23 protein-coding genes are annotated in these 25,472 nt (G+C 37.3%); 9 read left to right on the forward strand and 14 right to left on the reverse strand.

Annotation, left to right across the window (positions count from 1 at the left end; genetic code table 11):
* The first annotated feature begins 299 nt into the window (after positions 1-299).
* The gene (locus tag AN34_RS09340; protein ID WP_157263264.1) at positions 300-3,650 is read left to right on the forward strand and encodes a hypothetical protein; all 3,351 of its coding nucleotides are present in this window, start codon (positions 300-302) and stop codon (positions 3,648-3,650) included.
* Positions 3,651-3,704: 54 nt separating this feature from the next.
* Here the strand turns inward: AN34_RS09340 and AN34_RS09345 are convergent, their stop codons facing one another.
* From AN34_RS09345 to AN34_RS21600, 3 genes are read right to left on the reverse strand one after another with little or no spacing between them, the layout of a single operon-like run.
* Positions 3,705-4,226, reverse strand: a complete 522-nt coding sequence (locus tag AN34_RS09345) for an adenylyl-sulfate kinase (protein WP_029284615.1) — start codon at positions 4,224-4,226, stop codon at positions 3,705-3,707.
* Between the two features lie 6 nt (positions 4,227-4,232).
* On the reverse strand, positions 4,233-5,174 hold the full coding sequence (locus AN34_RS09350) for a hypothetical protein (protein WP_029284617.1): 942 nt from the start codon (positions 5,172-5,174) through the stop codon (positions 4,233-4,235).
* A gap of 10 nt (positions 5,175-5,184) precedes the next feature.
* A complete protein-coding gene (locus AN34_RS21600) occupies positions 5,185-5,418 on the reverse strand; it encodes a hypothetical protein (protein ID WP_157263265.1) in 234 nt (77 codons plus the stop codon).
* Between the two features lie 240 nt (positions 5,419-5,658).
* On the opposite strand from AN34_RS21600, the gene porV reads away from it, so the two are divergent.
* On the forward strand, positions 5,659-6,810 hold the full coding sequence (gene porV / locus AN34_RS09355) for a type IX secretion system outer membrane channel protein PorV (protein WP_029284619.1): 1,152 nt from the start codon (positions 5,659-5,661) through the stop codon (positions 6,808-6,810).
* Positions 6,811-7,545: 735 nt separating this feature from the next.
* On the opposite strand, the gene AN34_RS09360 is transcribed toward porV, so the two are convergent.
* The 3 genes from AN34_RS09360 to AN34_RS09370 are packed head-to-tail and all read right to left on the reverse strand — an operon-like array spanning position 7,546 to position 10,690.
* The gene (locus AN34_RS09360; RefSeq protein ID WP_029284621.1) at positions 7,546-8,085 is read right to left on the reverse strand and encodes a phage tail protein; all 540 of its coding nucleotides are present in this window, start codon (positions 8,083-8,085) and stop codon (positions 7,546-7,548) included.
* Between the two features lie 30 nt (positions 8,086-8,115).
* On the reverse strand, positions 8,116-10,176 hold the full coding sequence (locus AN34_RS22040; RefSeq protein WP_051666384.1) for a collagen-like protein: 2,061 nt from the start codon (positions 10,174-10,176) through the stop codon (positions 8,116-8,118).
* Between the two features lie 7 nt (positions 10,177-10,183).
* Positions 10,184-10,690 carry a T9SS type A sorting domain-containing protein gene (locus AN34_RS09370; protein WP_082468357.1) on the reverse strand — a complete coding sequence of 169 codons (507 nt, stop codon included), beginning with the start codon at positions 10,688-10,690 and terminating at the stop codon, positions 10,184-10,186.
* Between the two features lie 189 nt (positions 10,691-10,879).
* On the opposite strand from AN34_RS09370, the gene AN34_RS09375 reads away from it, so the two are divergent.
* Complete coding sequence (locus tag AN34_RS09375; protein WP_029284627.1) at positions 10,880-11,587, forward strand: glycosyltransferase family 2 protein; 708 nt, start codon at positions 10,880-10,882, stop codon at positions 11,585-11,587.
* A 2-nt stretch (positions 11,588-11,589) separates the two neighbouring features.
* Positions 11,590-11,964 carry a DUF2304 domain-containing protein gene (locus AN34_RS09380; protein ID WP_029284629.1) on the forward strand — a complete coding sequence of 125 codons (375 nt, stop codon included), beginning with the start codon at positions 11,590-11,592 and terminating at the stop codon, positions 11,962-11,964.
* Here the strand turns inward: AN34_RS09380 and AN34_RS09385 are convergent.
* The 6 genes from AN34_RS09385 to AN34_RS09410 all read right to left on the reverse strand — a co-directional run bounded on the left by AN34_RS09385 (position 11,961) and on the right by AN34_RS09410 (position 17,642).
* Positions 11,961-14,309: a tetratricopeptide repeat protein gene (locus AN34_RS09385; RefSeq protein ID WP_029284630.1), complete on the reverse strand. Its 2,349-nt coding sequence runs from the start codon at positions 14,307-14,309 to the stop codon at positions 11,961-11,963. The genes AN34_RS09380 and AN34_RS09385 overlap by 4 nt on opposite strands.
* Positions 14,310-14,412: 103 nt before the next feature.
* Positions 14,413-14,829, reverse strand: a complete 417-nt coding sequence (locus AN34_RS09390; protein WP_051666386.1) for a GtrA family protein — start codon at positions 14,827-14,829, stop codon at positions 14,413-14,415.
* A 182-nt stretch (positions 14,830-15,011) separates the two neighbouring features.
* Positions 15,012-15,440 carry an EamA family transporter gene (locus AN34_RS09395; protein WP_029284634.1) on the reverse strand — a complete coding sequence of 143 codons (429 nt, stop codon included), beginning with the start codon at positions 15,438-15,440 and terminating at the stop codon, positions 15,012-15,014.
* Between the two features lie 44 nt (positions 15,441-15,484).
* The gene (locus AN34_RS09400; protein ID WP_197285511.1) at positions 15,485-15,751 is read right to left on the reverse strand and encodes a DUF3072 domain-containing protein; all 267 of its coding nucleotides are present in this window, start codon (positions 15,749-15,751) and stop codon (positions 15,485-15,487) included.
* A gap of 141 nt (positions 15,752-15,892) precedes the next feature.
* A complete protein-coding gene (locus AN34_RS09405; RefSeq protein WP_029284638.1) occupies positions 15,893-16,999 on the reverse strand; it encodes an outer membrane beta-barrel protein in 1,107 nt (368 codons plus the stop codon).
* Entirely contained in the window at positions 16,983-17,642 is a 660-nt protein-coding gene (locus AN34_RS09410; protein ID WP_197285512.1) for an RNA polymerase sigma factor, read from the reverse strand. Before AN34_RS09410 ends, AN34_RS09405 begins: the two co-directional genes overlap by 17 nt.
* Positions 17,643-17,784: 142 nt before the next feature.
* Between AN34_RS09410 and AN34_RS09415 the strand changes: the two genes are divergently transcribed.
* The 5 genes from AN34_RS09415 to AN34_RS09435 all read left to right on the forward strand — a co-directional run bounded on the left by AN34_RS09415 (position 17,785) and on the right by AN34_RS09435 (position 21,260).
* Complete coding sequence (locus tag AN34_RS09415; protein ID WP_029284642.1) at positions 17,785-18,639, forward strand: hypothetical protein; 855 nt, start codon at positions 17,785-17,787, stop codon at positions 18,637-18,639.
* 2 nt (positions 18,640-18,641) lie between these two features.
* Positions 18,642-19,010, forward strand: a complete 369-nt coding sequence (locus tag AN34_RS09420; protein ID WP_029284644.1) for a cytochrome c — start codon at positions 18,642-18,644, stop codon at positions 19,008-19,010.
* A gap of 2 nt (positions 19,011-19,012) precedes the next feature.
* Positions 19,013-19,555 carry a YceI family protein gene (locus AN34_RS09425; RefSeq protein ID WP_029284646.1) on the forward strand — a complete coding sequence of 181 codons (543 nt, stop codon included), beginning with the start codon at positions 19,013-19,015 and terminating at the stop codon, positions 19,553-19,555.
* Positions 19,555-20,532 (forward strand): DUF5777 family beta-barrel protein, encoded by a 978-nt coding sequence (locus AN34_RS09430; protein ID WP_051666391.1) that lies wholly within the window; start codon positions 19,555-19,557, stop codon positions 20,530-20,532. Before AN34_RS09425 ends, AN34_RS09430 begins: the two co-directional genes overlap by 1 nt.
* Before the next feature lie 371 nt (positions 20,533-20,903).
* Positions 20,904-21,260 carry a hypothetical protein gene (locus AN34_RS09435; RefSeq protein ID WP_157263266.1) on the forward strand — a complete coding sequence of 119 codons (357 nt, stop codon included), beginning with the start codon at positions 20,904-20,906 and terminating at the stop codon, positions 21,258-21,260.
* A 64-nt stretch (positions 21,261-21,324) separates the two neighbouring features.
* On the opposite strand, the gene AN34_RS09440 is transcribed toward AN34_RS09435, so the two are convergent.
* Together AN34_RS09440 and AN34_RS09445 are read right to left on the reverse strand one after the other, a co-directional pair.
* Entirely contained in the window at positions 21,325-24,522 is a 3,198-nt protein-coding gene (locus AN34_RS09440) for a M1 family aminopeptidase (RefSeq protein ID WP_082468358.1), read from the reverse strand.
* On the reverse strand, positions 24,519-25,397 hold the full coding sequence (locus AN34_RS09445) for an ABC transporter ATP-binding protein (RefSeq protein ID WP_029284654.1): 879 nt from the start codon (positions 25,395-25,397) through the stop codon (positions 24,519-24,521). Before AN34_RS09445 ends, AN34_RS09440 begins: the two co-directional genes overlap by 4 nt.
* Positions 25,398-25,472 lie beyond the last annotated feature (75 nt).

Here is a 25,472-nt window from a genome sequence, read left to right on the forward strand (position 1 = left end):
GGGCTGGTATGGATAAAGTGCATTTTAATCTCCATATTCCATTTAATATTGGTTAAATTAGATAGGTTAACAGCGAATGGCCAAGATGGTTTTACCAAATGGATAATATAGTTTAAAGGAGTATTTTTTTTAGTTGCGTTTAAATCAAATATTCAAATAATATTTTTCACTAATTTACCTCATCTCACTGTTTTTAAGCAGATAACGGATTCATTTTACATCAGCTTAAAGCGGAATAAAAATAGATTCTTAAAACTTTCACTGTGTAAATTAGCCTGAAAGTAAGTATGTTTGATGATATGCTTTCAACTTTCAAACTTAACACACTGCTTGAAAACCCATCATTGGTTATCGCAGAAATTGCTTCGGATAGTCAACCCAATCAAGATGCCCCTGTAGAAAATACTTGGATTCTTTTGCAAAAATCATCAGGTAAAATTATCAGGTTAACACAGCCCTCAAAAACAAGTGCATCGCAGTATAATTTTTACGAAGGACAACTCAGGTTAAGCGCTACAACAGGAAATTTCCTGTTCAGGCATGGGCGGAAGTGGGAAGTGCTTGATCTGAACATTGAAAAATCGCTTGATGCAGATTTAAAGGAAATCATTCAGCACTTCATTGATCGCTTTACCGAGCATGAACTTCTTTCTTTAGCTGCATGTCCGGCATTGGATTTTGGTTATAAAATTCTCCAAAATGATGATCAGACTAATCCCAAATCTTTTAAACTTTCTCTAAAATTTATATTTAATCCTGCAGGGCATTTCTCTTTTGATCCAAATGCATCAGAAGTTAAAAATAATAAAGAAGTAACCATTCGTGATGCAGAATATATATTAGAAAGTTATGATTCAATCCGTGCGCAAATTTTAGCACCTGATATTGAAATTTCAGTAGCTAATACCTTAAATCCTGGCAAACTCATCTCGCTTAACAATAATCTTAGGGATGAAAACAATGGCTTTTTAGATTTTTTAACCCATGTAATCGAATGGATTACCAATTTTATTGCCCAGCCAGACGAACTAAATCTTTTTGCAGCTGATCATGAATCACTTCTTTCAATCAATCCCATTCATTATGTATGGAACAGCCCTCAGGAGCTAAGTAATCCACAAAAATTATTTCCACTGGAGGTTCATCTGCTTACACAGCGAAAACTAAGTAACCTGCAATCTCAAAAGCAATTGATTGATCCTGCAAAGCTAGGTGTAAATACTGGGGTTGAAGAAAACCTGACTATTGTGATGCCCTATGCCTTAATGAACCTTTATGGAATGGAGGGACCAGATCAACAGGTTTCTGCACTGCAACAATTTACCCATGAAGTAGAAGAAGCACTCACTCTGATGGATGTTAAGCTGGCCATATCTGTTCCTGAAGAAGGCGCCAGCCTTGCCGATGCAGAGTTTAGCCAATTGTGGGTATTAAGAATGATAGATCTGCTCGATCATTGTCATACACCTTCCAATTCCATAAAAGATTTGGAACATCAATATTATTCTATTGCACCATTTTCTACTACCCTGTTAAACTCCTCTTTTCCAGAGATTTATGCTTTCGAACATTATTTGGGTCAAACAAATTCCATCACCAGTTATACCCTCAACAATATCGATCTTGAGACATTGACAGGCAGATTTTTACATGATTTGCAACTGATGCGCAGCAAACCTGTATTAGAAGCGCTCGCTTTAATTGACAGGCAAAGCAATGAAATTCCTTCGAAACATATCGGTTATCTGCAGCAACAAGTAACTGAACATCTTGCTGATCGGATTGTTACCCAGCTCAGACCACTTGTAATCATTCCTAATGCTAAAACCACTAAAATTATAGGGACTGAAAAATTTAAAAAGGCCCTGTCAAATGATCTGCACCGCACCTATGCCTCAGCTTTTCTAATATCTGTAAACATTAAGCCACTTTCTTACGATCAGTCTGCAGAATCTTATCTTCCATTAGCATTTACAGCATCTTCTAACCTAATTGATACTACTGCTGACAATCCAGAAGAGAGTTTGAATGATGTCATAAAAATTCCTGGAGTTGCTTTAGAAAGCAATATTGAGCAGCATGATTCTTATGTAAACTATGCAGATGCTAGCTTGCGCAAGCATTCCTCCATTAGGATAAAGTTTGATTATGATGTTAAACAAATCAAGATCACCAATGCTGCCCCAGATCCGGATCAACCTACTATAAACCTTGAAAATATAGGATGGTTGAACCTGATTTTGCCCGGCGATGCATTATCCGGTTTATCATTGGAAGAGACAATTCCGAATCCGGTGAAAAAATATCCTGATCCGGCAAGGCTAATCCGTCAGGCATTTTTCGACGAGCCTTATCAAGAAAAAAGTAAAAAGCCGGATATAGCGGCAATACTTTCTACAGGATTTGCCATTGAATATCAATTGAATGAATTTCACGCACAGGATACCCATCAATTTGAAATTACTTTTAATAGTCTTGATGATCAATCAGCACCATTAACAATTCATTCTTCAACTGAACCGGCTTTAGAAACTTTTCTTCATAAAATATTTCAGTTTGACATGGTTTCGGCTCAGTTTCTGGATTATTTTGAGCAGGAAATTCCCAAAGTTCATCAGGACATCACTAAAGCTGATCTTGCAACGCTACAAAAATTGCTCAAAGCATTCTGGAACCTGGCAGGTGAAGTAGTATCTGTTTGGCCAGAGTTAAATGGTACTTCAGTTCCGGCCCCACTACTATCTTCACCAGTTAGCCATACGAAAATCAGTTTCCAGGTGAGGGAACATGCATCAATTCATACGAACGGAGAAGTTCTTTTCGAATCTGTAATTTCTGATTGGAAGAGCGAAATCTCCGACTATAACATTTTCCTGCTCCCAGAACTTGAAGGCTGGACAGCAGAACCTCAGTTATTTAATGATGATATAGCAATAACACCTATCCCCTTGGAAAAGGAAGGCTCAAAACAAATTGCTGTCCGCTATTTCAATACATCAGGCAATGAAAAAAAATATCTCTCTTTTGAGCAGGGTGTGGAAATCATTTCTCGCCGCATAAAACTTTTTAAACTGAACCTGCCTGGAGTACAAAATGCAAACACCTCTTTAGCTATATTAAGAAATGAGGGTTTAAATAATTATTTAGCAACAGATAAGCATTTTATATATCAAACACAATCCATCAGCTTTCCTTATGCAGCAGTGCCAAATAAAGTAATTAGTGAAAATATCAATTGGCCAGATCTTGTGCCTGCTGTAGCCCTTGCGACTTGCATTAACGATATTTTCAAACCTCTTTCCACACAGTCAAATCCAGGGAATCTCCCACTCTTCATTCAAATAGAGATTCAACTAAAAACAAAAATTTTAGCTGATGATTTGTTTCCTGAGCTTAGCACACCTATCCTTATGCTCCCTCAAAATAAGTTTGAGGACGGACCAATTAATGAAGCATTATCTAAAGCAATTAGTGAAGCAATATTAACCTGGTTTTCTACGAATAGGCCAGCTATAACCCTTTCTACATTATCGCTTTCTATTCAGATCTTTGGTGATACCAATCAGAATCGAGTACCTTTAATTGTTTTGGATAATATCAGGCTTAATATTGCCAATATACCAGATATCATTAATGTAGTAAAAAACTAAAGCTTATCTAAATATTGGCCGAAAATTTTCCGGCCAATATTTTTTAGCTTAAAATTATTTAAATGTACTCATTACAAAGTTGGCCAGCTTTGTAATACTTTCTTCTAAACCAGCACTTGAGGTATCAATGGTTAAGGCCACATTTTTAGGCTCTTCGAATATATCGTTAATACCAGTTAGGTTATCAAGCTTATCAGGGTCTCCATCAGGTAGCAATGCACGTTTATAAAGTCCTTTGGTATCTCTTTGCAATAGAATATCTAAGTTGCAGTAAATATAAACAAGTTCAGCACCGCAAGTCTCTTTTAACACGGCTCTTCCTTCCTCAAAGGGATTAATCACCGCAATAATAATAACATCATATTCTTTAGACAATCCAGAAGCGAGTTGTCCTAAACGCCTTACGTTTTCTATCCGGTCTGCTTTGGTAAAACCAAGATCGGCACAAAGCGTTTTCCGGTAAAAATCTCCATCTATGATCATTATTTTTTTATTTGGGCATGATGCTTTAAATGCCTCTGAAATACTGGTTTTGCCTGCTCCAGACATCCCTGTAAATTGTAATATTAATGCCATACCTTATTAAGAGAAATGATTCATGAAAGCAGAATAAGCTTTCTCTACTTCTAAATGCGAAAACTTTTCTACTGGCGTTTCCTGCCGAAATAGTTGATCTGGATATTTGCTATGCCGGGTAAGACGTTCTGTTATTAGGCTATCAATAGGCAAAGGAAGGCTGATAGATTTAAAAAAATAATCTACCATTTTGTCGACCCCCATTCCGTAGTCAAAAAAATAATTCAACCGGTGCTTTTCCTGGCAGATCACAAATAATTTGATATAGAATTCTTTTAATACTTCTGCGGTATAAAGGCCAGAATGTGCATTAAATTCATCCCTATACTCAACATTAAGTAAGTTTGCATCAATCAATCCCGGAACCATGTGAATACCAGGGCGAAGCTGATGAGAGGCAATTACCGCATTAGGTTCTCTGGAAATGAAAAAGAAAGGAGTATCCGGAAAACACGCCCGTAATATAGCGTAATGATGGATATGCCAGCTATCCAGTTTAATAAACATATTCTGATACTTCGCATTTCTTTTCTGCCCGAGAAGTTTAATCGCAGACTTAAGGTAAAGCTTCGTTTTATCTGTATCAAAGCTTAAATCATTTTCATGGGCACGAAGGATCTGATCAATAAGAGGTGCTTCTGCATAGACGATGTTTTCTTCAGCAGTTGAAAGCGCCTGAGAAAGCAAGGTTGAACCACATCTGGATACATGAAAAATAAGGGCTTTAATTGGAATGGTTTCTATATTACCAGAAGCCTCCAACATAAAATCAAGATTGCTAACACTCCGAAAAACAGATCTTTCGCGCATCCGGGCACGACGAATGGCGATTGTTTCATCAAAAAAAGGCTCTGCAATGTGATGATTTCCCAAATCCATCCATTCAACCTGCCATACTTTATCAAGCAAGTTAATTTTATAAGGTATCCATTCACTAAGCGCTTTCATCTAATTTCTTTTATAGTGAGCTACAATTGCCAGGGTTCGGGCCGTCCATTTTTTCGAGATCTGAAAAAATTTTTAGTGTCTCAACTTCGCCACCAGTTGCAGAACATATAGAAATGCCTTTCCAACTCACTTCACAGTCATTACAGTTAAAATGTTCATTCCAGTTAGTGGTAGCCCGAAGGGCAAGGTAATGCCTAAGTAACTGAAAGTTAAATCCTTTGTTAAAATAAATGTATTTTTTCAAGTGCGTTAATTTATCTGTAAAATATAGAAGAGATCACAAACGTGCAAATATTTATTCAATTAATCTAACAACAGTAATATGATGAGTGATAAGTTTAAAGCTAATGTTAGTCCTGTTAAACGATCGACAAAATTATTGTGTAAAAATTTAAAAAAATAGAATATATATTTATATTTGTCAAAGTAATGCTAGTTTTATAGCTAATAGAAAAACTCTCATCCCAAATCTATATTAACGACAATGAAATTCATTGGATTCTCTCTCTTTGCCATGTTAATTGGCAATATTGCTTATTCGCAGACCGTTGTAAATGGTAAGAATAGCAATCCTGTGCTAACTGCTGTACCATTTTTAAACATCACGCCAGATGCCAGATCAGGTGGAATGGGTGATGCTGGTGTTGCCTTATCTCCTGGTGTTTTTGATACCTACTGGAATCCTTCTAAAATGGCTTTTCTGGATAATTCATATAAGGCTTCACTTTCCTACACACCATGGCTTAGAAATATTGCTCCAGATGTTAATATGGCTTATGCAAACTTTGCTAAAAAGCTGGATGACCGCAATGCTATAGGCGCTTCGATTAATTATTTTAATCAGGGCAGGGTAACTGCATATGACAATAACGAAGTTTATCTGGGTGCCTATCAGCCTAATGAATTTGCCATCGACTTCTCTTTTGCCAGAAAACTAGGAGACAACCTCTCTATGGGGCTAACTGCTAAATATATTTATTCTAACATTGTTGGTTCAAGCGCATCTGTTGCAGGTTCAGCCGGTCACTCAGGCAGTGCCTTAGCTGCAAGTGTTTCTCTTTTTTACACGAAGGCAATCAGGCAATTTGGCAATGATGGAAAATTCTCATTTGGTACCAACATTTCTGACATTGGTACTAAAATGAATTATTACAGCAATGGTATTAATTACTTCTTGCCTACAAATTTAAGAGTGGGTGTAGCAGACGAATTCAAAATTGATGCCTTAAGTAAATTTACCCTGACGTTGGATTTAAATAAATACCTGGTTCCTACTCCACCATTATTAGGTCCAGATGGTAACATCATCGCAGGACGTAGTGATGATCAATCTATTGTTTCAGGTATTTTTGGTTCGTTTAGTGATGCCCCTGGAGGTTTTAGTGAGGAAATAAAGGAAATCAGTTATGCAGCGGGTGCTGAATATATGTATGACGATAAATTTGCATTACGTACTGGCTTTTTTTATGAAAACCCTTATAAAGGGAACAGAAGATACGCCACAATGGGTGCAGGATACCGCTACAAAAACATGATGTTGGATTTTTCATACCTGGTGGCTACAGAACGTACAAATCCGCTAAATAATACTTTAAGATTTACATTAAGTTTTGATTTTGGAAAAGGTAAATACTAATAAATAAAATACCCGCATTACTTCTTTTTGAATGCTTAAATAAAGGCATTATTCCATTTTAAATGAGAATAATGCCTTTTTTAGTTTATGCATAAAATTTTGATCCTGACGTACATTAATCTCGCCATAATAAATTATTCTTAAATCAATTTTTTGAATAAGATCACGACAATATATCACTCAAGCAAAACATGGTATGATCTCATCATTGATTAATCAGTTAACATGATGGTTGTTTTTAACGCTAATATGGCTGAATTAAGCCCATATATTAGCAATGATTTATTCAGGTGATAATAGCTTCTAAGATATACTTTAGCTTAAGAAGATGAATATGTGATAACTGGCCACTATTTGTATTGATTTATCTCATATAGCGATTTAGTGCCTTAATGAGAATTAAGTATATAGAAAAAAGAGAAATCAAATTGTTAATAATCTGCTATGTTGTCATCTATGAGTTAATAAAACCGGGATGATTTTCTATCTTATTTCTTAAAGATCAAGACTAACTCAAGTTATATATTAACTTATTATATAAACACGATATTTATTTTTAAATAGCCCACTATGGGAACGCTCAATCAGAGGATGGCAATGATGATTGGTATACTCCTGTAATAGATAAGTGGACGAAGACCTTTGTAAAATCAATAATTAGTGACCAAAATCTAAAAACAAAAAGGCTGCCTGTTTATAAAACGAGCAGCCTTTGTTATGATTTAATAATTAAAATTAATTTCTGGAAGGATAAATACCCTCAATTGCAATGATAAAATTCATGGCCAAATAAGGCTGCATGTTACTGTGTGGCTGACTGCCTCCAGCTGCGCTTAATGCTGTGGCACCCATCACTGCATTTGGAGCCGTAGAGGTATAAATATTTGGACCAGAACCTAGTGAACTATCGGTAGTATCGGCCATAAAATTATTTTCTGGATTAACAGAATTAGCAGCATCAGGACTCTTATTTACCGCAACAGCATGTGTATGTGCAGGCATTTGCAGTGTAGTTAGTGCTACACTTTCGCTACCACCACCTTTACCTAACGGATAAACTGTACCTGTTGGAGCTGTTCCAAAGTGAACAGGTACTTTTCCGGTTAAATTTGGTAATAAAAACGTGTTTACACCATCACCACCATAAGTTGTTCCTAGAACAGCGAAAAGTGCCTGATATTGTCTGATTTGCATCGTTTGACCTTGGCAAAAAGCCCAACCGCGTGGGGCATAAGTGCCTGCAAAAATAATAATTTGACCAATGAGAGGATCCATAGTTTTATTGAGTTATATTAATTAATTGATTTAATTGGCCTGATATCTAAGAGCGGTAGCTACACGAGTAACCTGCCCTGTAGTAGTTTGAGTAACATAAAATGCAAAGGTATCTCCTGCATTAATGCTTACACTTGCATTGCTGGCTCCTCTGGTGCTTACATTTAGCGCACCACTTGTAGGAAGTGTAATCTGAACACCCGTAGCTACATTATTGATATATAAAGTAACAGTTATATTTGGTGCCGCACCACTTAATGCTGTTGGCGTAGCTACCACTGTTAATTGATCTAAAGTACATGAAAATGGAACAGTTTGAGCTGCCCAGTAAAAAGTTCCATTCACCACTGTAGATAGATAGCCATTAGGTGTGAAAAAATTTGTGCTAAGATTTTGAAGTACGGATTGAGCTGCAAAAATACCACTACCTCCAGCGGCACCCGTTGCTCCGGTAGCACCTGTAACACCAGTCGAACCTGTAGAACCAGTTGCTCCTGTCAACCCTGTAGCACCAGTTAAACCTGTAGCGCCTGTTACACCTTGAATACCCTGAATGCCTTGTAAACCTGTAGCACCAGTAGATCCTGTAACTCCGGTTGATCCGGTAGCACCTGTAACACCAGTTGCTCCTGTTACACCTTGAATACCCTGAATGCCTTGCAAACCTGTAGCACCAGTAGATCCTGTTACTCCGGTTGATCCGGTGGCACCTGTAACACCAGTTGCTCCTGTTACACCTTGAATACCCTGAATGCCTTGTAAGCCTGTCGCACCAGTTGAACCTGTTACTCCGGTTGATCCGGTGGCACCTGTAATACCAGTTGCTCCTGTTACACCTTGAATACCCTGAATGCCTTGCAAACCTGTAGCACCAGTAGATCCTGTTACTCCGGTTGATCCGGTAGCACCTGTAACACCAGTTGCTCCTGTTACACCTTGAATACCTTGTAAGCCTGTAGCACCAGTTGAACCTGTTACTCCGGTTGATCCGGTAGAACCTGTAACACCAGTTGCTCCTGTTATACCTTGAATACCCTGAATGCCTTGCAAACCTGTAGCACCAGTAGATCCTGTAACTCCGGTTGCCCCTTGAACACCTTGAGGGCCAGTGGCGCCTGTTGAGCCAGTAACTCCATTAGCACCTGCAACACCAGTCGCTCCTGTTATACCTTGAATGCCCTGAATTCCTTGTGCACCTGTAGCTCCTGTTGAACCTGTAACTCCAGTAGCTCCCGTTACACCTTGAATACCCTGGGCACCATCAGCGCCATTTGCGCCGGTTGTCCCCTGAATTCCTTGTGCACCTGTAGCTCCTGTTGAACCTGTAACTCCGGTAGCTCCCGTTACACCTTGAATACCTTGGGCACCATCAGCGCCATTTGCGCCGGTTGTCCCCTGAATACCTTGTAAGCCTGTAGCTCCTGTTGCTCCAGTTGCTCCTTGTACGCCCGGTGCTCCATCAGCGCCAGTGGCGCCTGTAGCTCCACGAGCACCTGTAGCACCATTTAATCCGTTTAAACCATTTAATCCGGCTTCACCCGCTGCACCAGTAGCACCACGTATACCCTGCGGGCCAGTGGCTCCCGTAGCACCTGTAGCTCCGGCAATACCCGCAGCACCAGTAGCGCCTTGTGGACCAGTTGCTCCTGTGGCACCTTGCGGACCAGTTGCACCCGTAGCTCCTCTAGACCCAGGCCCTGAATTAAATGCATACGTTGCATAAGGAACACTTAATAACTTAGCTGTTCCCATATCTACATATCCAGAACCTGTGTTTAGTTCAGTTTGAATATATTTTTGTGCAGCTGCCCAATCTATATTATTAAAAACACCACGGGCTACGGTACCCGCACCAATCTCAATGGCAAATGTTCCAAATTGATTGGTAGAAACCGTATGTGTTTCCTGATAATCGATGTTTCCTGTAGCTGAGCCACTTCTTACGGAAATACGAATGCCCAAATTGCTGTTTGACAAAATGGTTCCATTGTTACTTCGGGCAACACCCTGATACTTAAAGGCCTGACTTTGCGCCTGGGCCACAACAATGGCAAAAAATAAAATGAGTGTTAATAGAGATTTTTTAATCATGGGATGATTATAGTTTGATTAATTTTACAGAGCCTTTAATCAGTTCATTTCGGACAGCGATATAATAATTACCGCCTTTAAATTGCGAAATATCAAGGTCAAGGTTTAAGCTATAGTCTTTAGTATATTTTATGGATTTACTGTAAATAGATCGGCCACCGGCATCATAGATGTCAACAGTATAATCGCCATCGGGCATATTCCGGAGATCTAATTTCACCGTGTTTGCGGTAGTTGGGTTTGGATAAACAGCCAATTCGCGTGATACTAAGGCAAAAGGTCGGTTAATGACTTGATCACCCTGAATGAAACCTGTAGATAAAATTCTGTCAATTGTAGTATTTTCCAGAAGCGCGATAACGGGTTCACCTATAGTATATACGAGCGTAATATTATTTGCGGTTGAACTTTCGCCTGCTGATGCAATGACAGAACGGTCAAGTAATTGGCCAAATGCTACATTACAGCATAGCAAAGCCATAGAAATTGTGAGTAGAGTTGAGAGCTTAATCATATTTAACTCAAAAGTAAAAAATTATTATTGTATATCACAAGAAAGATTACAAAAAAAAGATATTTTTTTTTCATCCTTTAAAATTGCTTCTGTCAAAAACGATGATCGACTCAAGTAAGTAAATAGCTTGAAGTTGTATGAATATATATTTTTATTGATTACTTTCGCTACAATAATTAGCACTGATAAATGACGCTCAAAATTCTGATTATCATTCCATGTTATAACGAACAAGCATCGTTACCAATTTTACTTCAGGAAATAAATGCACTGTCTCTTCCGGAAGAATATGAACTAGACAAAATTATTATTAATGATTGTTCTAAAGATAAAACCAGCGATGTTGCAAAAGCAAATGGAGCAAAAGTGCTTGATTTACCTTGTAATCTTGGTATAGGAGGCGCAGTTCAAACAGGAATCAAATATGCTATAAAACATAACTTTGATCTTGCCGTACAAATGGATGGTGATGGGCAGCACCCACCTTCTGAACTAATTAAATTATTGGAGTGTCAGCGATTAACTCAGGCAGATATTGTTATAGGTTCTAGATTCATAGATAGAAAAGGGTTTCAATCGTCTTTTATTAGAAGAATGGGGATCAGGTATTTTTATGGTCTTAACCGTCTTTTTACGCAAAAATCTATTTATGATAGTACTTCTGGCTTTAGGCTTCTGGGGCGGGCAGCCCTAAACCTGGCAGCTAAAAACTATCCTGACGATTATCCTGAACCAGAATCTCTTGTTATTTTTTCAAAGGCTAATTTATCCATCAAAGAAGTTCCGGTAACAATGCGTGGACGTTTAGGCGGAAAATCTTCTATTGGAAGCGGTGCTTCTGTATTTTATGGCTTTAAGGTAAGTCTGGCCATGCTTTTCTCCTTTATCAGAAACTAATTATGACTCGTATACAACTGATTACCATTCTGGTAAACTTCATTTTTATTGCCTACATCGCAAGGCTAATTATTAAAGGTAAGTTACGTGAAGAATATGCCATTATCTGGGTAATCTGCACCATATTATTAACCATATTTTCGTTCTGGCCAAATGGTTTAGAGATTATGGCCAAATTGCTTGGAGTATTTCAGGCACCTAATTTATTATTTACCGGTGCCATCTTCGCAATCCTGATTTATCTGGTTCATATTAGTGTGGTGTCATCAAAGCTGCATAACAACATTAGAAAACTCACACAAGAAATGGCCTTACTGAAACAAGAACTTGAAAAGGCAAAACAAGAAAATAAGGATCCTCAAAAGGATCCGGATTAATTTCTTTTTTTGCCTTGATATGCCGCAGCAAGATTATTTTTCAACAGGGCATTAGATGGATTAAGCTGCATACCCTTCTCCCCTGCCATTATTGCCTTGTCATATTCTTTTAAACTATTGTATGCAGCGCAAAGGTTATTATAGGCAATATCAGATTTTGGATTGCTTTTTAATGCCAGCCTTGCTTCTGCAATACATTCCTCAAATCTTCCGCTATTGTAATATTCCAGACTTTTATTAATATGCCTTGCCTCTCCTGATTTATCTATCCCAAAAGATTTATTGTTCTCAGCAGATAACTGACCTTTTTTAGCAACCTCCAAATTATTTGAAGCAAGTGTAAATCCTGGATTTAATGCCAACGCTTTCTCCAATACAGGAATGGCTTTCTGATATTCTCCTTTAAGGTTATAAGCTGAACCCATGTTATTATAGGCTTCTGCCAGTTTTGGATCGAGGGTGATGGCCTGCTCACATGCGCTTATACACTCATCAAATTTTCCGGCAGCATAATATTGAAGACTAAGGTTAAGAAAGTTCAATGCTGACGGTTTCTCCTTCGCCAACTGCTGCGCCATTTCCAATTCTCCTTCTTTTTTCCTGCTCGCTTCCAAATACCTGGAAATCAATTGATTTTGAGGACTATATTTAAGTGATTCAATCGCTAATTTTTCCAGCTGATCCCATTGACTGGTTTTTTGGTAAATATCCATCAGCAGAAAACGTGCATCGAGATGCGAAGGGGATAAGGCTAATACCCTAAGTAACTCAGCTTTTGCAGTATCATATACCTTTTTCTGATATAAGTATCTTGCATAGTAAAAATGGGTATCAGGATAATTTTGCCCAAACTCGATTCCTTTTTTAAAATAGAAGGAAGATTGATCGTCATGCCCTGTTGCCGCTTTTAATATCCCCATATTGATATAGATATTAGCATAAGTAGGCAGCATTACAAGGGCACGTTCAAAATAAACCGCAGCGGTTTTATAATCTCCCTGTTCCATTTTGGATAGACCATAATTCATCAAACCCCGGCCATTTAACGGGCTTTTAACCGTTACATCATACCATAAACTTTCTTCATTCTTCCAGATTTTATTTCGTTCATAAGTAGCAGAAGCGTAAATAGGCAAGGATAAAAGTGGAATAATAACAATGAGATAAGCATATTTAAATCCCTGTTTTTTTAATTTTGTTGTCCCCCATTGTATCATGAGTGCCAGTGCCCAGCATACTGAAAAGATGAGTCCGATAAATGGGAAAAACATCCTATGATCGTTTAACACTTCTGCCAGTGGAATGATGCTTGATGTAGGGATCAAAGCGAGAAAGAACCATAAAATACCAAAAGCTATGGGTCTGCGTATCATATTTAATGAAGTTACCCAGGCAATATATAACATCACTATAATAAAGGTTATTCCTATAAAAAAACGGATATCCTTAATAGATGTTAACAAGCCCCAATCCGTATCAGCACTTAAACCCGTAGGTAAAAACAGAGTGTAAAAATAGTGTGTGATAACAAAAGGTTGGGTAATGAGATATCTCAATGGTGAACTTCCGCCCGGTTCCCAGGTTTTAGGGGTAAACCTATCAATAAATAAATACAGTGCAAGACAAAAAATAAAAGCGGGAGCTACTTTTTTAAGGGTTCTAAATAATTTTTGATAATTAACCTTTTGAAAGACATCACGAATGCTCATCTCCTCTTCAAAAAACAAAACGTAAAAAAAGAATATTGGAGCAAACATTACGGTAGTTGGTTTAGCTAAAGCGCCTAATAAAAGTGGTAGGAAATAAATATAATATCTTCTGCAAATAGGAGAATACAGGTATAAAACGAAAGCAAGTACCACACCAAACGTAGACCAGATATCTGATCGGGCAATTACATAATTAATGGTTTCTGCAATAGCAGGATGCAATAAATAAAGTGCCACACCTCCCAATGCGGCATAAACCCCAACGTTTGCAGGCATTGCCTCGTTATAAATTTTTTTATAAAGAAAAAACATCAGGATGCCCTGCAACAGGAATAACACAAAACTAGATAGGTGGAAATAGAAATAATTATATCCATTGCCTAACCAATAATCAATAGCTAAAGTAGTACTTACTATTGGCCGATAGGATTGATTTTGCGGCAGGTTACTACTGGTGGTACCATCTTTAAAAAATAGCGGGATATTAGAAAGGCTTCTGATGTAAACATTATTTTCTACAGAATGTGAATCATCAAAATGAAAACCATTTTGAAAATGATTGGAATAAGTAATGGCTGTAGTTAATAAAATAAAACTCAGCAAAAGATAGATAAGTGAGCTAGAAATTGGTTTCATAGTGATAAAAAAAATCTTCAAAACAAAAATTAAACATACAATAATATTTTCCTCGTTTAATCAACTTGTATTTACCCAATTTTGATCAATAACTTTACTAAAACTAACTTCGTATAGCATCTGATGGCTTGAAGGCAAATAAGGAACTAGCTAAAAAACTCCAGTTAAAAACCACCACTACGGCAATTAATTTACTAATATACAATCCTAAACCTCCCCAATGTGTTAAGACATAAACAGTGGCTGTGTTGAGCAATAAACCTATAGCGCATATGCATACAAATTTAATAAAACGTTTTGTCGCTTCTCCATTTATCGCACCAAATGTCCAGTAATTATTCAGCAGGAAATTACATATAGACGAAAACAAAAAACCCAAACTACTTGAAATTAAACCATTTATACCTAATTTATTATGCAGTAGCCAGGTTAAAGAAAAGTCAATTAAAACAGAAATTCCGCCAACTGTTCCAAATTTTAATAGTTTAAAAAAATTGATTCTGGAAATGTTAAACTTCACCTTATATTCTCATTTGCTCTAGCAATAATACAAATTTAAACCAATACTCAGACAATCGTTTTAATATTACAGCTTCATTGATGTGAAGATTCTGATTAAAATGAAATACAAAAAAAGCCAGCCACCTTTTGGTAACCAGCTTAATAAGTTTAACAATTAAATTTTAATGATTCTTATCCTAACTATTCACCAGGATCTGATAATGCAATCAACATGGCGCCTCCGATAATAGCAATGCCTCCTACAACAATCTGCCAGGTGATTTTTTCTTTCAAGAAAACAATAGATAATATAATGGCAAATATCAAAGAAGACCGTTCTATGGTAGCTACATAAGATGCTGGCCCCATAGAAAGTGCTTTATAAGAAAACAAGGTAGAAAGAGAGGTAAAAACACCCGCGGCAAGTAAAAACATCCACGCATTTTTTTCTATGCCTTTCCAATCACCAATATTACCTTGATAAATCACTACGCCCCAGGTGATCAGCAAAATTAACACCGCCTGTATAGCAAATGCTAAACTTGAATCAACATTTTTTAAACCAGCTTTTGTTAATACAATTACCAAAGCTGCTGATATGGCAGCAAGTACTGCCCAAAGTATCCACATGTTTTAAATTATAAATTAAGTTTAACTTAATTAAATCAAAAGGATTATTCTTCCAGGCCTCTACCTGTTTTGTGTTGCAATTCGTCAATCCGTTTTGAAGCTTCTGATTTGCTTAAGGTATCATCAAACGTTTCCCCTGCTTCATCAGAAAGTGTTTTAAGGTAAGATTGCTGTGCACCAGTCATCGGTTCATCACCTGTAGTCCACTCATCCGGATCTTTGATCGTGTTCGATCCTTTTGCTTGATGGTTATTCATTTCGCCAGTATTTTCCTGTCCGCTTTCCATTGGTTGCTCGTCTTTGTTTATCATTTGTTCTTTATTTTAGTTTATATAGGAACAAATGTTTTGAATCAAAGTTTGCTGTTATCTTGCCTTGGAAAGAAGAATGTTGATGAGAGATAAAAGGTTATTAATATTGAGAAGCCGTACAATCTAAATACCCTTTACAAATTAGTTATTGCTTAAACTTTTTAGGTTAAAAAGTACTGATATGCCCGCAGAACTCAGATTCCCTTCATACTTCCCGATGCCTGTTAGCGGAACCTTTAAAAAAGGTTGTAATCCAAGGCTCAACCGTGAATTTACTTTTCGCTCTACGCCTACTGAAAAATTGGCAATACCCATAAAATGCTTATTGCCAGTAACCTCTTCATTGGTTACCGTTGATGCCGGGCCACTGGTTAGCTGATATTTCTCATTCAACATGATGTAGCTGGAAAGCCCGGCACTTACATTAACACCGAGGCTTCTTTTTTTAAAGACCTGATAATTAATATTCACAGGCACATCAAGTACTTTACAATCTGCATTTACCTGCCATGGTCCGGCACTATAACCAGATGTTGACGTACCGAAGCCATTATAATCATATATTTTTTTTGCGTAAATAACGCCAGTTGATACACCTATTTTTTTGGTTAACGCATAGTTGATCATGAGTCCAAAATTAGTACTGACTTTATTGCTCACACTCGAACTGGTAGAAGAGATATCAGGTGCCGCCAGTACTGTTAAAGAAAGTCGATTTGGAGTGATGCTATTCCGCAATTCTTTTTCTAATGGTTTTGGTTTACCATTACTCAAAGCCCCAGGCAGTAGTCCATCTGTTTTCAACTGTGCAAGCGATACACTATTAATGCCTTCCCCATCTATAACAACTTTTGATAAAACAGGTTGTAAGTTTCTGATAGCAGAATCAGATCTTTTGATTAATGCATGCTGATCAGCAACAACTGGAGCTTGACTTTTAACCAACAACTGTTCTTCATCGTGGTGAACAAACGTATCCGCTGGATTGCTTTTAGGAGACACTAATGACTGGTTCTTTTCTACCCGGCTTACCGTATGATTGTTTTTAGACGTATTAAAAAAAATAAAAAATATTAAAATTGATGCGGCCGCAGCAGCACACAGACTCCACCAAAGCGGAAATTTTGGTTTTTGATCTTGCTGATCAAGTTTTTTGGACATTTCCGCCCAGTCGGGTTCATGAAAGGGAGTATCAATCTCATCTAGCCCCTCTCTAAACAACTTATCCAGATTATGCTCGTCTTTCATTCTTGCTTATATTTTGTTCATGGTTAGAAATAACCTTCATTTTTGCATTCAGAGGTTCCATGTCCCTGATCATTTCCTGAAGCCTTTGCCTGGCTTTAAAAAGGTTGGATTTAGAGGTGCCCACCGAAATGTTTAGAGACTTCGCAATCTCCTCATGTGTATAGCCATCAATTGCGTACATGTTAAAAACAATCCTATAACCTGGTGAAAGGCTTTGCACCAACATTAATAATTCTTTGTAAGCCATCTGCTCATAAACAATGGCTTCCGTACCATTTTGCTCATATTCGCTAATATCATCATAAGTGGTAAAGCGCAGGTTGGCACGATAATGATCTATCGCCGTATTGACCATGATTTTACCAATCCATGCCTTAATGGGCTTAGCATTATCATACTTATCTATGTTATTAAAAATTTTCAAAAATCCATTGTTCAGTACATCCGCAGCTTCAAAATCACCAATGGAATATCTTTTACATATCCCCATACAGTAACTGTAAAATTCTTTGTATAGCAGATGCTGACTGGCTCTATCCTTTCTGATACATCCACTAATAATTTCTTTCACTAACAAGTCTATGCTATTGTTTTGGTCTTCTTTATACACGGTATACGAGGCAAGTACACAAAAGGTTGCCAAAACTAATCAAAATACTTTAAAAGATTGTAATCAGCTGTATCATAGCCATTTTTAAAAAAATTAGATTTTCGAACACCTGCAGGCAACCTTTTGCTAAGCAGGGCCGTAATCCTGATAATTAAACAACTTAAAATCATCTTTTATGAAACTTAAATTCAAGAAAAACTGGTCTCTATTTGCTCTTTTATTTGTTACCGTAATTTCATCCTGTTCAAAGAACAATGTGGCAGATCCCAATCCAACTCCTGTAGCTGGTAAAAAAACATTGAAAACAGTTTCAAATGTAACCTTTGGAACTGTCATCACTGATGGAGATGGCAGAACATTGTATTTCTTTTCTCTGGATGCCAATGGTAGTTCTGGTTGTACAGGTGGTTGCGAAACAGTCTGGCCGGTATTTTTAGCTGACGATTTAAGCAGTATGCCTGGCTTAAATGCACCAGATGTTTCTACCATTACCAGAGCAGACGGAAAAAAACAAACTACCTACAAAGGCTGGCCATTGTATTATTATGCTGGTGATGTGGCAGCTTTAGATATTAAAGGTGATGCTTCCGGAGGCACCTGGTTTGTTGCCAAACCAGATTATTCGGTAATGCTGGCCAGCACACAGCTGGTTGGAAACGATGGAAAAAACTATCTCGAAAATTCTAAAGTTGGTGATGGTATTACGCAATACCTTACAGATGCGTCTGGCAGAACACTTTATGCTTTCGCACCAGATACTTATAATGTAAATACTTACACCAAAGCAGATTTGAGTAACAATAGCACTTGGCCAATTTATGAATCGGATGTTTTAAATGTACCTTCTGTCCTTTCAAAAAATGTTTTCATCCAGATTACGGCTGTAGGAAAAAAACAGTTAACCTATAAAGGGCATCCGCTATATTATTTCGGTCCTGATGCGAAGCGTGGCGATACGAAAGGCGTTAGCGTACCAAGTCCTGGTGTTTGGCCTATTCTAACAAAATCTACCATTGCCTTAAACCCATAACTATGAAAAAAAATCAAAAATTCATTTACGTTGCTCTGGTCATCGTATACATTCTATTGAGCAATAGCTGCTCTAAAAGACAGGCAGACGAAATTGTTCCGCAAACCACCAATCCAGGAGGTGGAACATCAACGGTAACTTATACCAATTTTACGCAGGCGCTTATTCAAACCAAATGTGCTGGATGCCATGGTGCAGGAAGATCTGCTGCATCTATATGGACCTTTAATGGCTTAGCATCAATTACCAGTAATGAAACGCGAATTAGACGGGTGGTACTGGAAACCAAATCCATGCCCATTGGAGGTTCATTAACAGCCGCTGAACTGGCTTCATTAAAAGAATGGTTTGATAACAAAATGCCCAATTAACTATGAAAAAATTACTATTCTTAGCAGTAATGGGGCTTTTTTGCCTCCCTGCTTTTTCGCAAATCCTCAGTACCAATAAGGCTCAGGTATCATTTTATTCTAAAACACCCTTAGAAGATATTGAGGCTAAAAGTATTACAGGAAATTCTGTCATCGATGTAAAAACGGGAAAAATTATTTTCAGGGTAAATAACCGTTCGTTTGAATTTCCTAAAAAACTGATGCAGGAACATTTTAATGAAAACTACATGGAGTCTGATAAATATCCTACTTCTGAGTTTAAAGGAACGTTATCTGCTCCTATTAATCTGGCAAAAGATGGCCTTATAAAAATGGATGTAGATGGAATGCTTACCGTTCATGGTGTAACTAAACCATGTAAAGCAAAAGTAGATATCCTTGTTTCAAAAGGAACAGTATCTGCAACCTCAACTTTCAAAATTAAGATAGCTGATCATAAAATTGATATTCCAACAATCGTGTTCAAAAAAATTGCAGAGGAAATTGAGGTACGTATTCAGGCCACTTATTTAGAAAAGAAATAATGAAAAAAAACACAAACAAACTTAGACTCTGTATATCACTTCTGGCCATTATGATCTCATTTAATGGATATGGGCAGGATGCCTTGGAAAAGGCAATGGCTACTTCTGGTGGAAAAAGTGAAAAGGTGATTGCAACTTTTAAAGCCACTAAACTAATCAACGGCCATACCAATGAAACACTTTACAAACATGAACTCGATTTCAAAGTAGATCACCGTTTTGGTGATATTGCCGGAAGCAATGGCGGAATCAAAAAGTTTTTCGGGCTTGACAATTCAACTGATGTGCGAATTGGTTTTGAATATGGTGTAACCGATAAGTTAACCATCGGACTTGCCCGTGCAAAAGGTGCTACTGCTGTGCAACAGCTATATGAAGGAAGCCTTAAATATCGCTTACTGGAACAAACCGTTGACGATAAAGTACCGCTAGCAGTAACCCTTTTCGGGAGTAATACCATAGCCGCCGTAGAAGCCAATAAAGATGATCCTACTGCGGCCACTTCATACCGGAATTTTAGGGAACGAATGAATTGGGTAGCACAAATTATCCTGGCGAGGAAATTCAGTTCCAATTTGTCATTTAGTTTAACGCCAAGTTATGTACACCGAAATCTCACGACATTCAGAGACCCGAACGACTTATTTGCGATTGGTGCAGGCGGAAGATTGAAGTTCACGAAGCGTATGGCATTGGTAGTAGATTATTTTCTACCATTCCGAAATAAAGCCGATAAAGAATATGTAGAGGCACAAAGGGCCACAAAATTCTATAATCCACTTGGTGTTGGTTTAGAAATGGAAACTGGTGGCCACGTATTCCATATTAATTTCACCAACGCAACGGCGATTCAGGAAATGCAATTCATTCCTGAAACTACAAGTTCATGGCTAAAAGGACAATACCGTTGGGGCTTTAGCATCTCCAGAAGATTTTCTTTTGACCGTAAAAAAGCAAAATCCGAAGGAAAGGAATAAGGAGTAATCATGTTAACATCAATAAATTACTATTTGCATAAAGTGATGTGATTTATTTTAAAACCCGATTCTTATCGAATCGGGTTTATTGCATTTTACCGATCTGATAAATTGATTTTTATTAATTTAAAATAATATAAAATTTATCAAACAATATCCAATTATAGTGGTTCTTATACTACATCTACCTAAAAAATTGATCGTATACTTTGGTTAGTTGACCGATTAAAAATAAGGCTGCCCCCTGAACCGGGCAGCCTTATTCATTTTTCAAATTATCACTGTCAGGATTTCCTATTTTCTATTTTTAGGAATACTTTTTTAAACTAATGATCGTTTTGGATGTGAGAATTTCAATTAACTATAATTACATGCAAATACATAGGGGAAAATTGCTTAAATCGATTATTCATAAAAGCAATATATCAATCTTTGAATTATCTAAAACACTTTCGTACTCTATAGATGCCATTCATCATCATATCGAAATGGAGATGCTTGATTTTAAGCTCCTTTCTGCTTATGGTGAAGTTTTAAAATATGATTTCTCTGTTGATTTTCCTGAAATGGCATTAAACACAACCACAAAAGAAATAACTCATGCTGAAGCGATGAATTATGATGAACTTTTAAAAGACCGCGATCATTGGAAGCTTAAATACATAGAGCTTCTTGAAAAACATAATGAACTGTTAATTCGCAGGCTTAATTTTTCTTCATCAAATTAGCAAAGATTAATATTTCTGGTCTAATACTAAATTATTTACATCAGGGTTCCCAGGTGATCCATTTCTATAATTTCATCTCCTCTTTTAATCCACCTGTTGTGGTAAACATTTTTTCTATTTCTGCATGAAATTTTTGATCACTTACCAGATAAATTTCCTTTAAGAAATCAATAGAGATTGGTTTAGGATTGGGATATTTATTTTTAGCCATAAAATTTCTAAGGGCAAGGTTTACCTTTTCTTCTCCAATTAATTCGCTTAACTTGTACATCACTACCGCACCTTTGGAATAAGAAATATGAATATCTTCGTTTTTAACTTTACATAAGGGCTCTTCGGTAGTGTAGCCCCTTTCATCCAGATAAATGCCTAAATGCATGATTATCTTTTCGAGCAGTTTTGCTTTACCATACATCTTTTTAAGCAACATCAATTCGGTATACATTGCCAGCGTTTCTGTAAGCATGGCCGCACCAGCTCTTTCATCAGGAGAGATCTGAGTATTGCCCCACCACATATGCGATAATTCATGCCCGGCCAATTCATTAATCACATCCTGCTGCCTATCACCTTTAATATTAGAATGAAATAGCATATCTTCTGTCATAAAAATAGTTTCCGGATAGGCCGTTGCCGCAAAACCTTTGGTAAAACTGGAAACTTCGGCGAAACGAATCGTTTTAAATGGATACGAACCAAAGTTTGTTTCGCAATAATCCAATGTTATTTCTGCATTTTTAAGTAAATGCGCTACATTTTCAACATGAGTTGGATGATAATAAATTTCAAAGTTTCTCCCTTTATAATACACTTTTTTTAACGCATACCTTGCAGCAGAAATGGCAAAGCGAAAGGGTATTGGTGAACTGGTTTGGTATTGAAAGTAATTTCGATTGGCATTTTTCCATTGCCTGGTTAATTCACCAACACCAATAGCGGTTTGGTTCATTGGTGTAGAAATCACCATATTTAGGTTGATGAAATCATCATTAGGGACCTTTGGCGAATTGAATGCCTTTAAAGCAGTAATATGACCTAATCCAAATTGCTTCCGGCGGTTTTCATCTGTTATTTCATTACCAGATAGATAACCAAATTGTGGATAATACCTGCTGATGCGCATAAAAGATCCATTTTCTACAATGGCATTAAATGATTGGTGTCCGTTCACGGCCTTCCATGAATAGCTGATGTTAAACTCAAACCGGGCTTCCTGATTGGGTAACAATGCTTTTTGTAATTGAATCAACTGGTATGGCTTCTTCATCCGGATCTTTTCAGAACCGTTTATAAAAACAGCATGATGAATATCCATTTCATTGTCCATGTTAACCAGTAAGCTATGGATTTGCTGTTTTGTTTTATTCACCAGCTTATAAGTGCCAATAATGTGATAAGCATTTTGTTCCGGAAATAAATCTACCCTTGTAGTGATAGCAGTAATGGTTGGTTGTGGCAGGTGCTGATATTTCCTATAAGCACTTTCGTAATTGGCTTTTGCCAATAAATCTGCATCTCCATTTTTAGGCTGATAGCCTTTCATTAAAATACTTCCTGGACCATACATCAGGCTTACAGACAGCAGCAAAACTACCATTACCGGCCATTTTAATAACCTTCTTTTTGGCAGGTTAAATATAATCAGCAGAAAAATCACTACCCCCAGGCCTAAGCCTAATCTTTCTGCATAAACAACAGTATATGAACCAAAGCCATTCATATCGCTGAAATCTCCCTGAAAGGGTTGTAAAAATTTCAACAGTGGGTAACTGAAAACCTTTTTACCTATGGAGGTGGCCATGATTAAGGCAAACAATGCTGTTAAAGCAAGTCCGAGGTATTTTTGCCTGATCAACTTTTGAATCAATAAAATCAGAATCCCCAGCAATACCAATGGAAAACTATTAAAGAGGAGCACATGTGCATAAACCCACCATTCTATAAATGGATAATGATAAAGCAACTGAAAAAGAATACCTTCTAATATGATTAGCCCGCTCAACAAAAAAATTAAGGTAGCGAGCGAAAGGCATTGGGCAAAAAAACGGGTTTTAACATTTGCTGCAGCATCTTCAATCAAATTAAAGTTCGCATTTTTACTCCTCCAGTAAATTTCGTGCCCATAATATAATATGGCAATCATACATAACAAATGAAAATTCTGTATAATCGTACTCACCATTAAACCCGAACTGGCGTACTGTTGCGGTATTCTAATGCCTTTTTCTATCTCCCCATACATTTCCATCCCTACATAAAATAATAAGGCCATTGCGGTAATGATAAATGGTACACTTTTAAAAATATAGACCAGATCCATCTTGTAAAATGAAAGCAATGCTTTTAATTGCGCCTTAAAATTATGCTTAGTTCCTACTGTTTTGTAAAGAATAGAGCCACTATTTTTCTGAACCACAGCTTCAGGGGCTATAGCTTTGTATTTCATGCTTTTGATCAGTGAAAAATTTCTCACCGAAAATAAGATCAAGCCGGCTGAGAGCAATAATATGATAGATCTGTTCAATAAAAACATGCCAGTTAAAGCGACCATTTCTGTATTTCTTTGTACTACCGACCAGTGTGTGGTTTGATAAAAAAATGCTGAGAACCCAAATGGGTCTAATATAGCGGATATGAACTGCGCCTGATCTGATTGCGGCATGCTTTGCGCCATTAAGGGTGAGCCGGAATAAATTAAGGCTACCATATAAAAGATATACAATAGCAAACCACTTACATACACCAATAATTTATTACGGGTGCTCCAGGCCACAAAACTAAGTACCGCAGTGGTGAACAAGGTATTAACAAAGGTAAAAATCATCAGTGGATACAGGTACCAAATCCATACAAAACCGGTACGTTTTGCAGAAGATGCTCCGAATGCATATCCCGTAAAAAAGCTGATCATCAACAGGAGTATACATAAAAAACTCATGAACAGCAGTGATGCATATCTTCCTGAAAAAAACTGAATTTTCCGAATAGGTGTACTAAAAAGTAAGGGTTCAAAATTAGAATCAGCTTCTCTGAAAAGTAATTGCGATGCGAACAGGGTGCTAAAGAAAATCGTAAGTAAACTAACCAGATTGGTGATAAAACTAATTTGATAAGGTGAATTTGCATAGATATCTTCACCAACAGAAAACAGGGCATTCCCTCCTCCTACAAAACCAAGTACTATAATTAACAGCAAGACAGCATAAAAGCCAGGTCTCTTAAAATAACTGCGGACATCAAAAAGAAATATGGCACTCATCATTTGGTATTTAAAGGTTTAAGGGCAGAAAAATAAACATCTTCCAAAGTGGGATGAACTGGTTTGAATGATTCAATCTGGTAATCTGATAAGAGGTGAATATTCATCTTGCCAGAAATAAACTGAGAAGAGATGACATGATAATCATTTTGGTACTGTTCTATTTCCGTAATCATAATTTGCTTTTGCCATATTCTACCATCCAGCAACCGGATGAGCTCATTCGGATTTCCGTAAGTGCGTATGGTGCCTTGATTCATGATGGCCATCTTAGTACATAAATTCCGTACATCCTCCACCAGGTGTGTAGAAAGGATAATAATCACTTCCTCACTAATACCGCTTAGTAAAGTATTAAAGCGATTTCGCTCTTCAGGATCAAGGCCAGCGGTAGGTTCATCTACTATGATGATTTGCGGATTGCCGAGAAGGGCTTGTGCCACGCCAAACCTTTGCCGCATACCGCCAGAAAATGTATGCACTTCTTTATTTCGGTGTTGAAATAGATTAACCTTATCCAGCAAAGCCAGAATCTGTTCTTTTCTTTCAGCAGTATTTATTACTCCCTTTAAAACTGCCATGTGTGAAAGCAAATCATAAGCTGATATTTTAGGATAGACACCAAAATCTTGTGGTAAAAACCCCAGGTGTTTTTGGATAGCACCCGGATCTGCCAACACATCTACGCCATTAAAAGTTAACTCCCCGCTGTCTGCTGTTTGTAAGCCCACAATTGTTTTCATTAAAGATGATTTTCCTGCACCATTGGGGCCTAATAACCCGAACATACCATCACCTATTTCCAGTGAAATGTTATTAATGGCTACCACACCATTGGCATATGTTTTACGAAGATTTTTAATTGATAAGTGATTCATAATGATTAATTTATAGGCAATAGTCTTCCATTACAATTTAGATTGCATTTTTTTTTGATCAAAAAATATTGAGAT

Origin of the sequence: Pedobacter sp. R20-19 (genome assembly GCF_000708265.2) — a bacterium.
GTDB lineage: Bacteria > Bacteroidota > Bacteroidia > Sphingobacteriales > Sphingobacteriaceae > Pedobacter.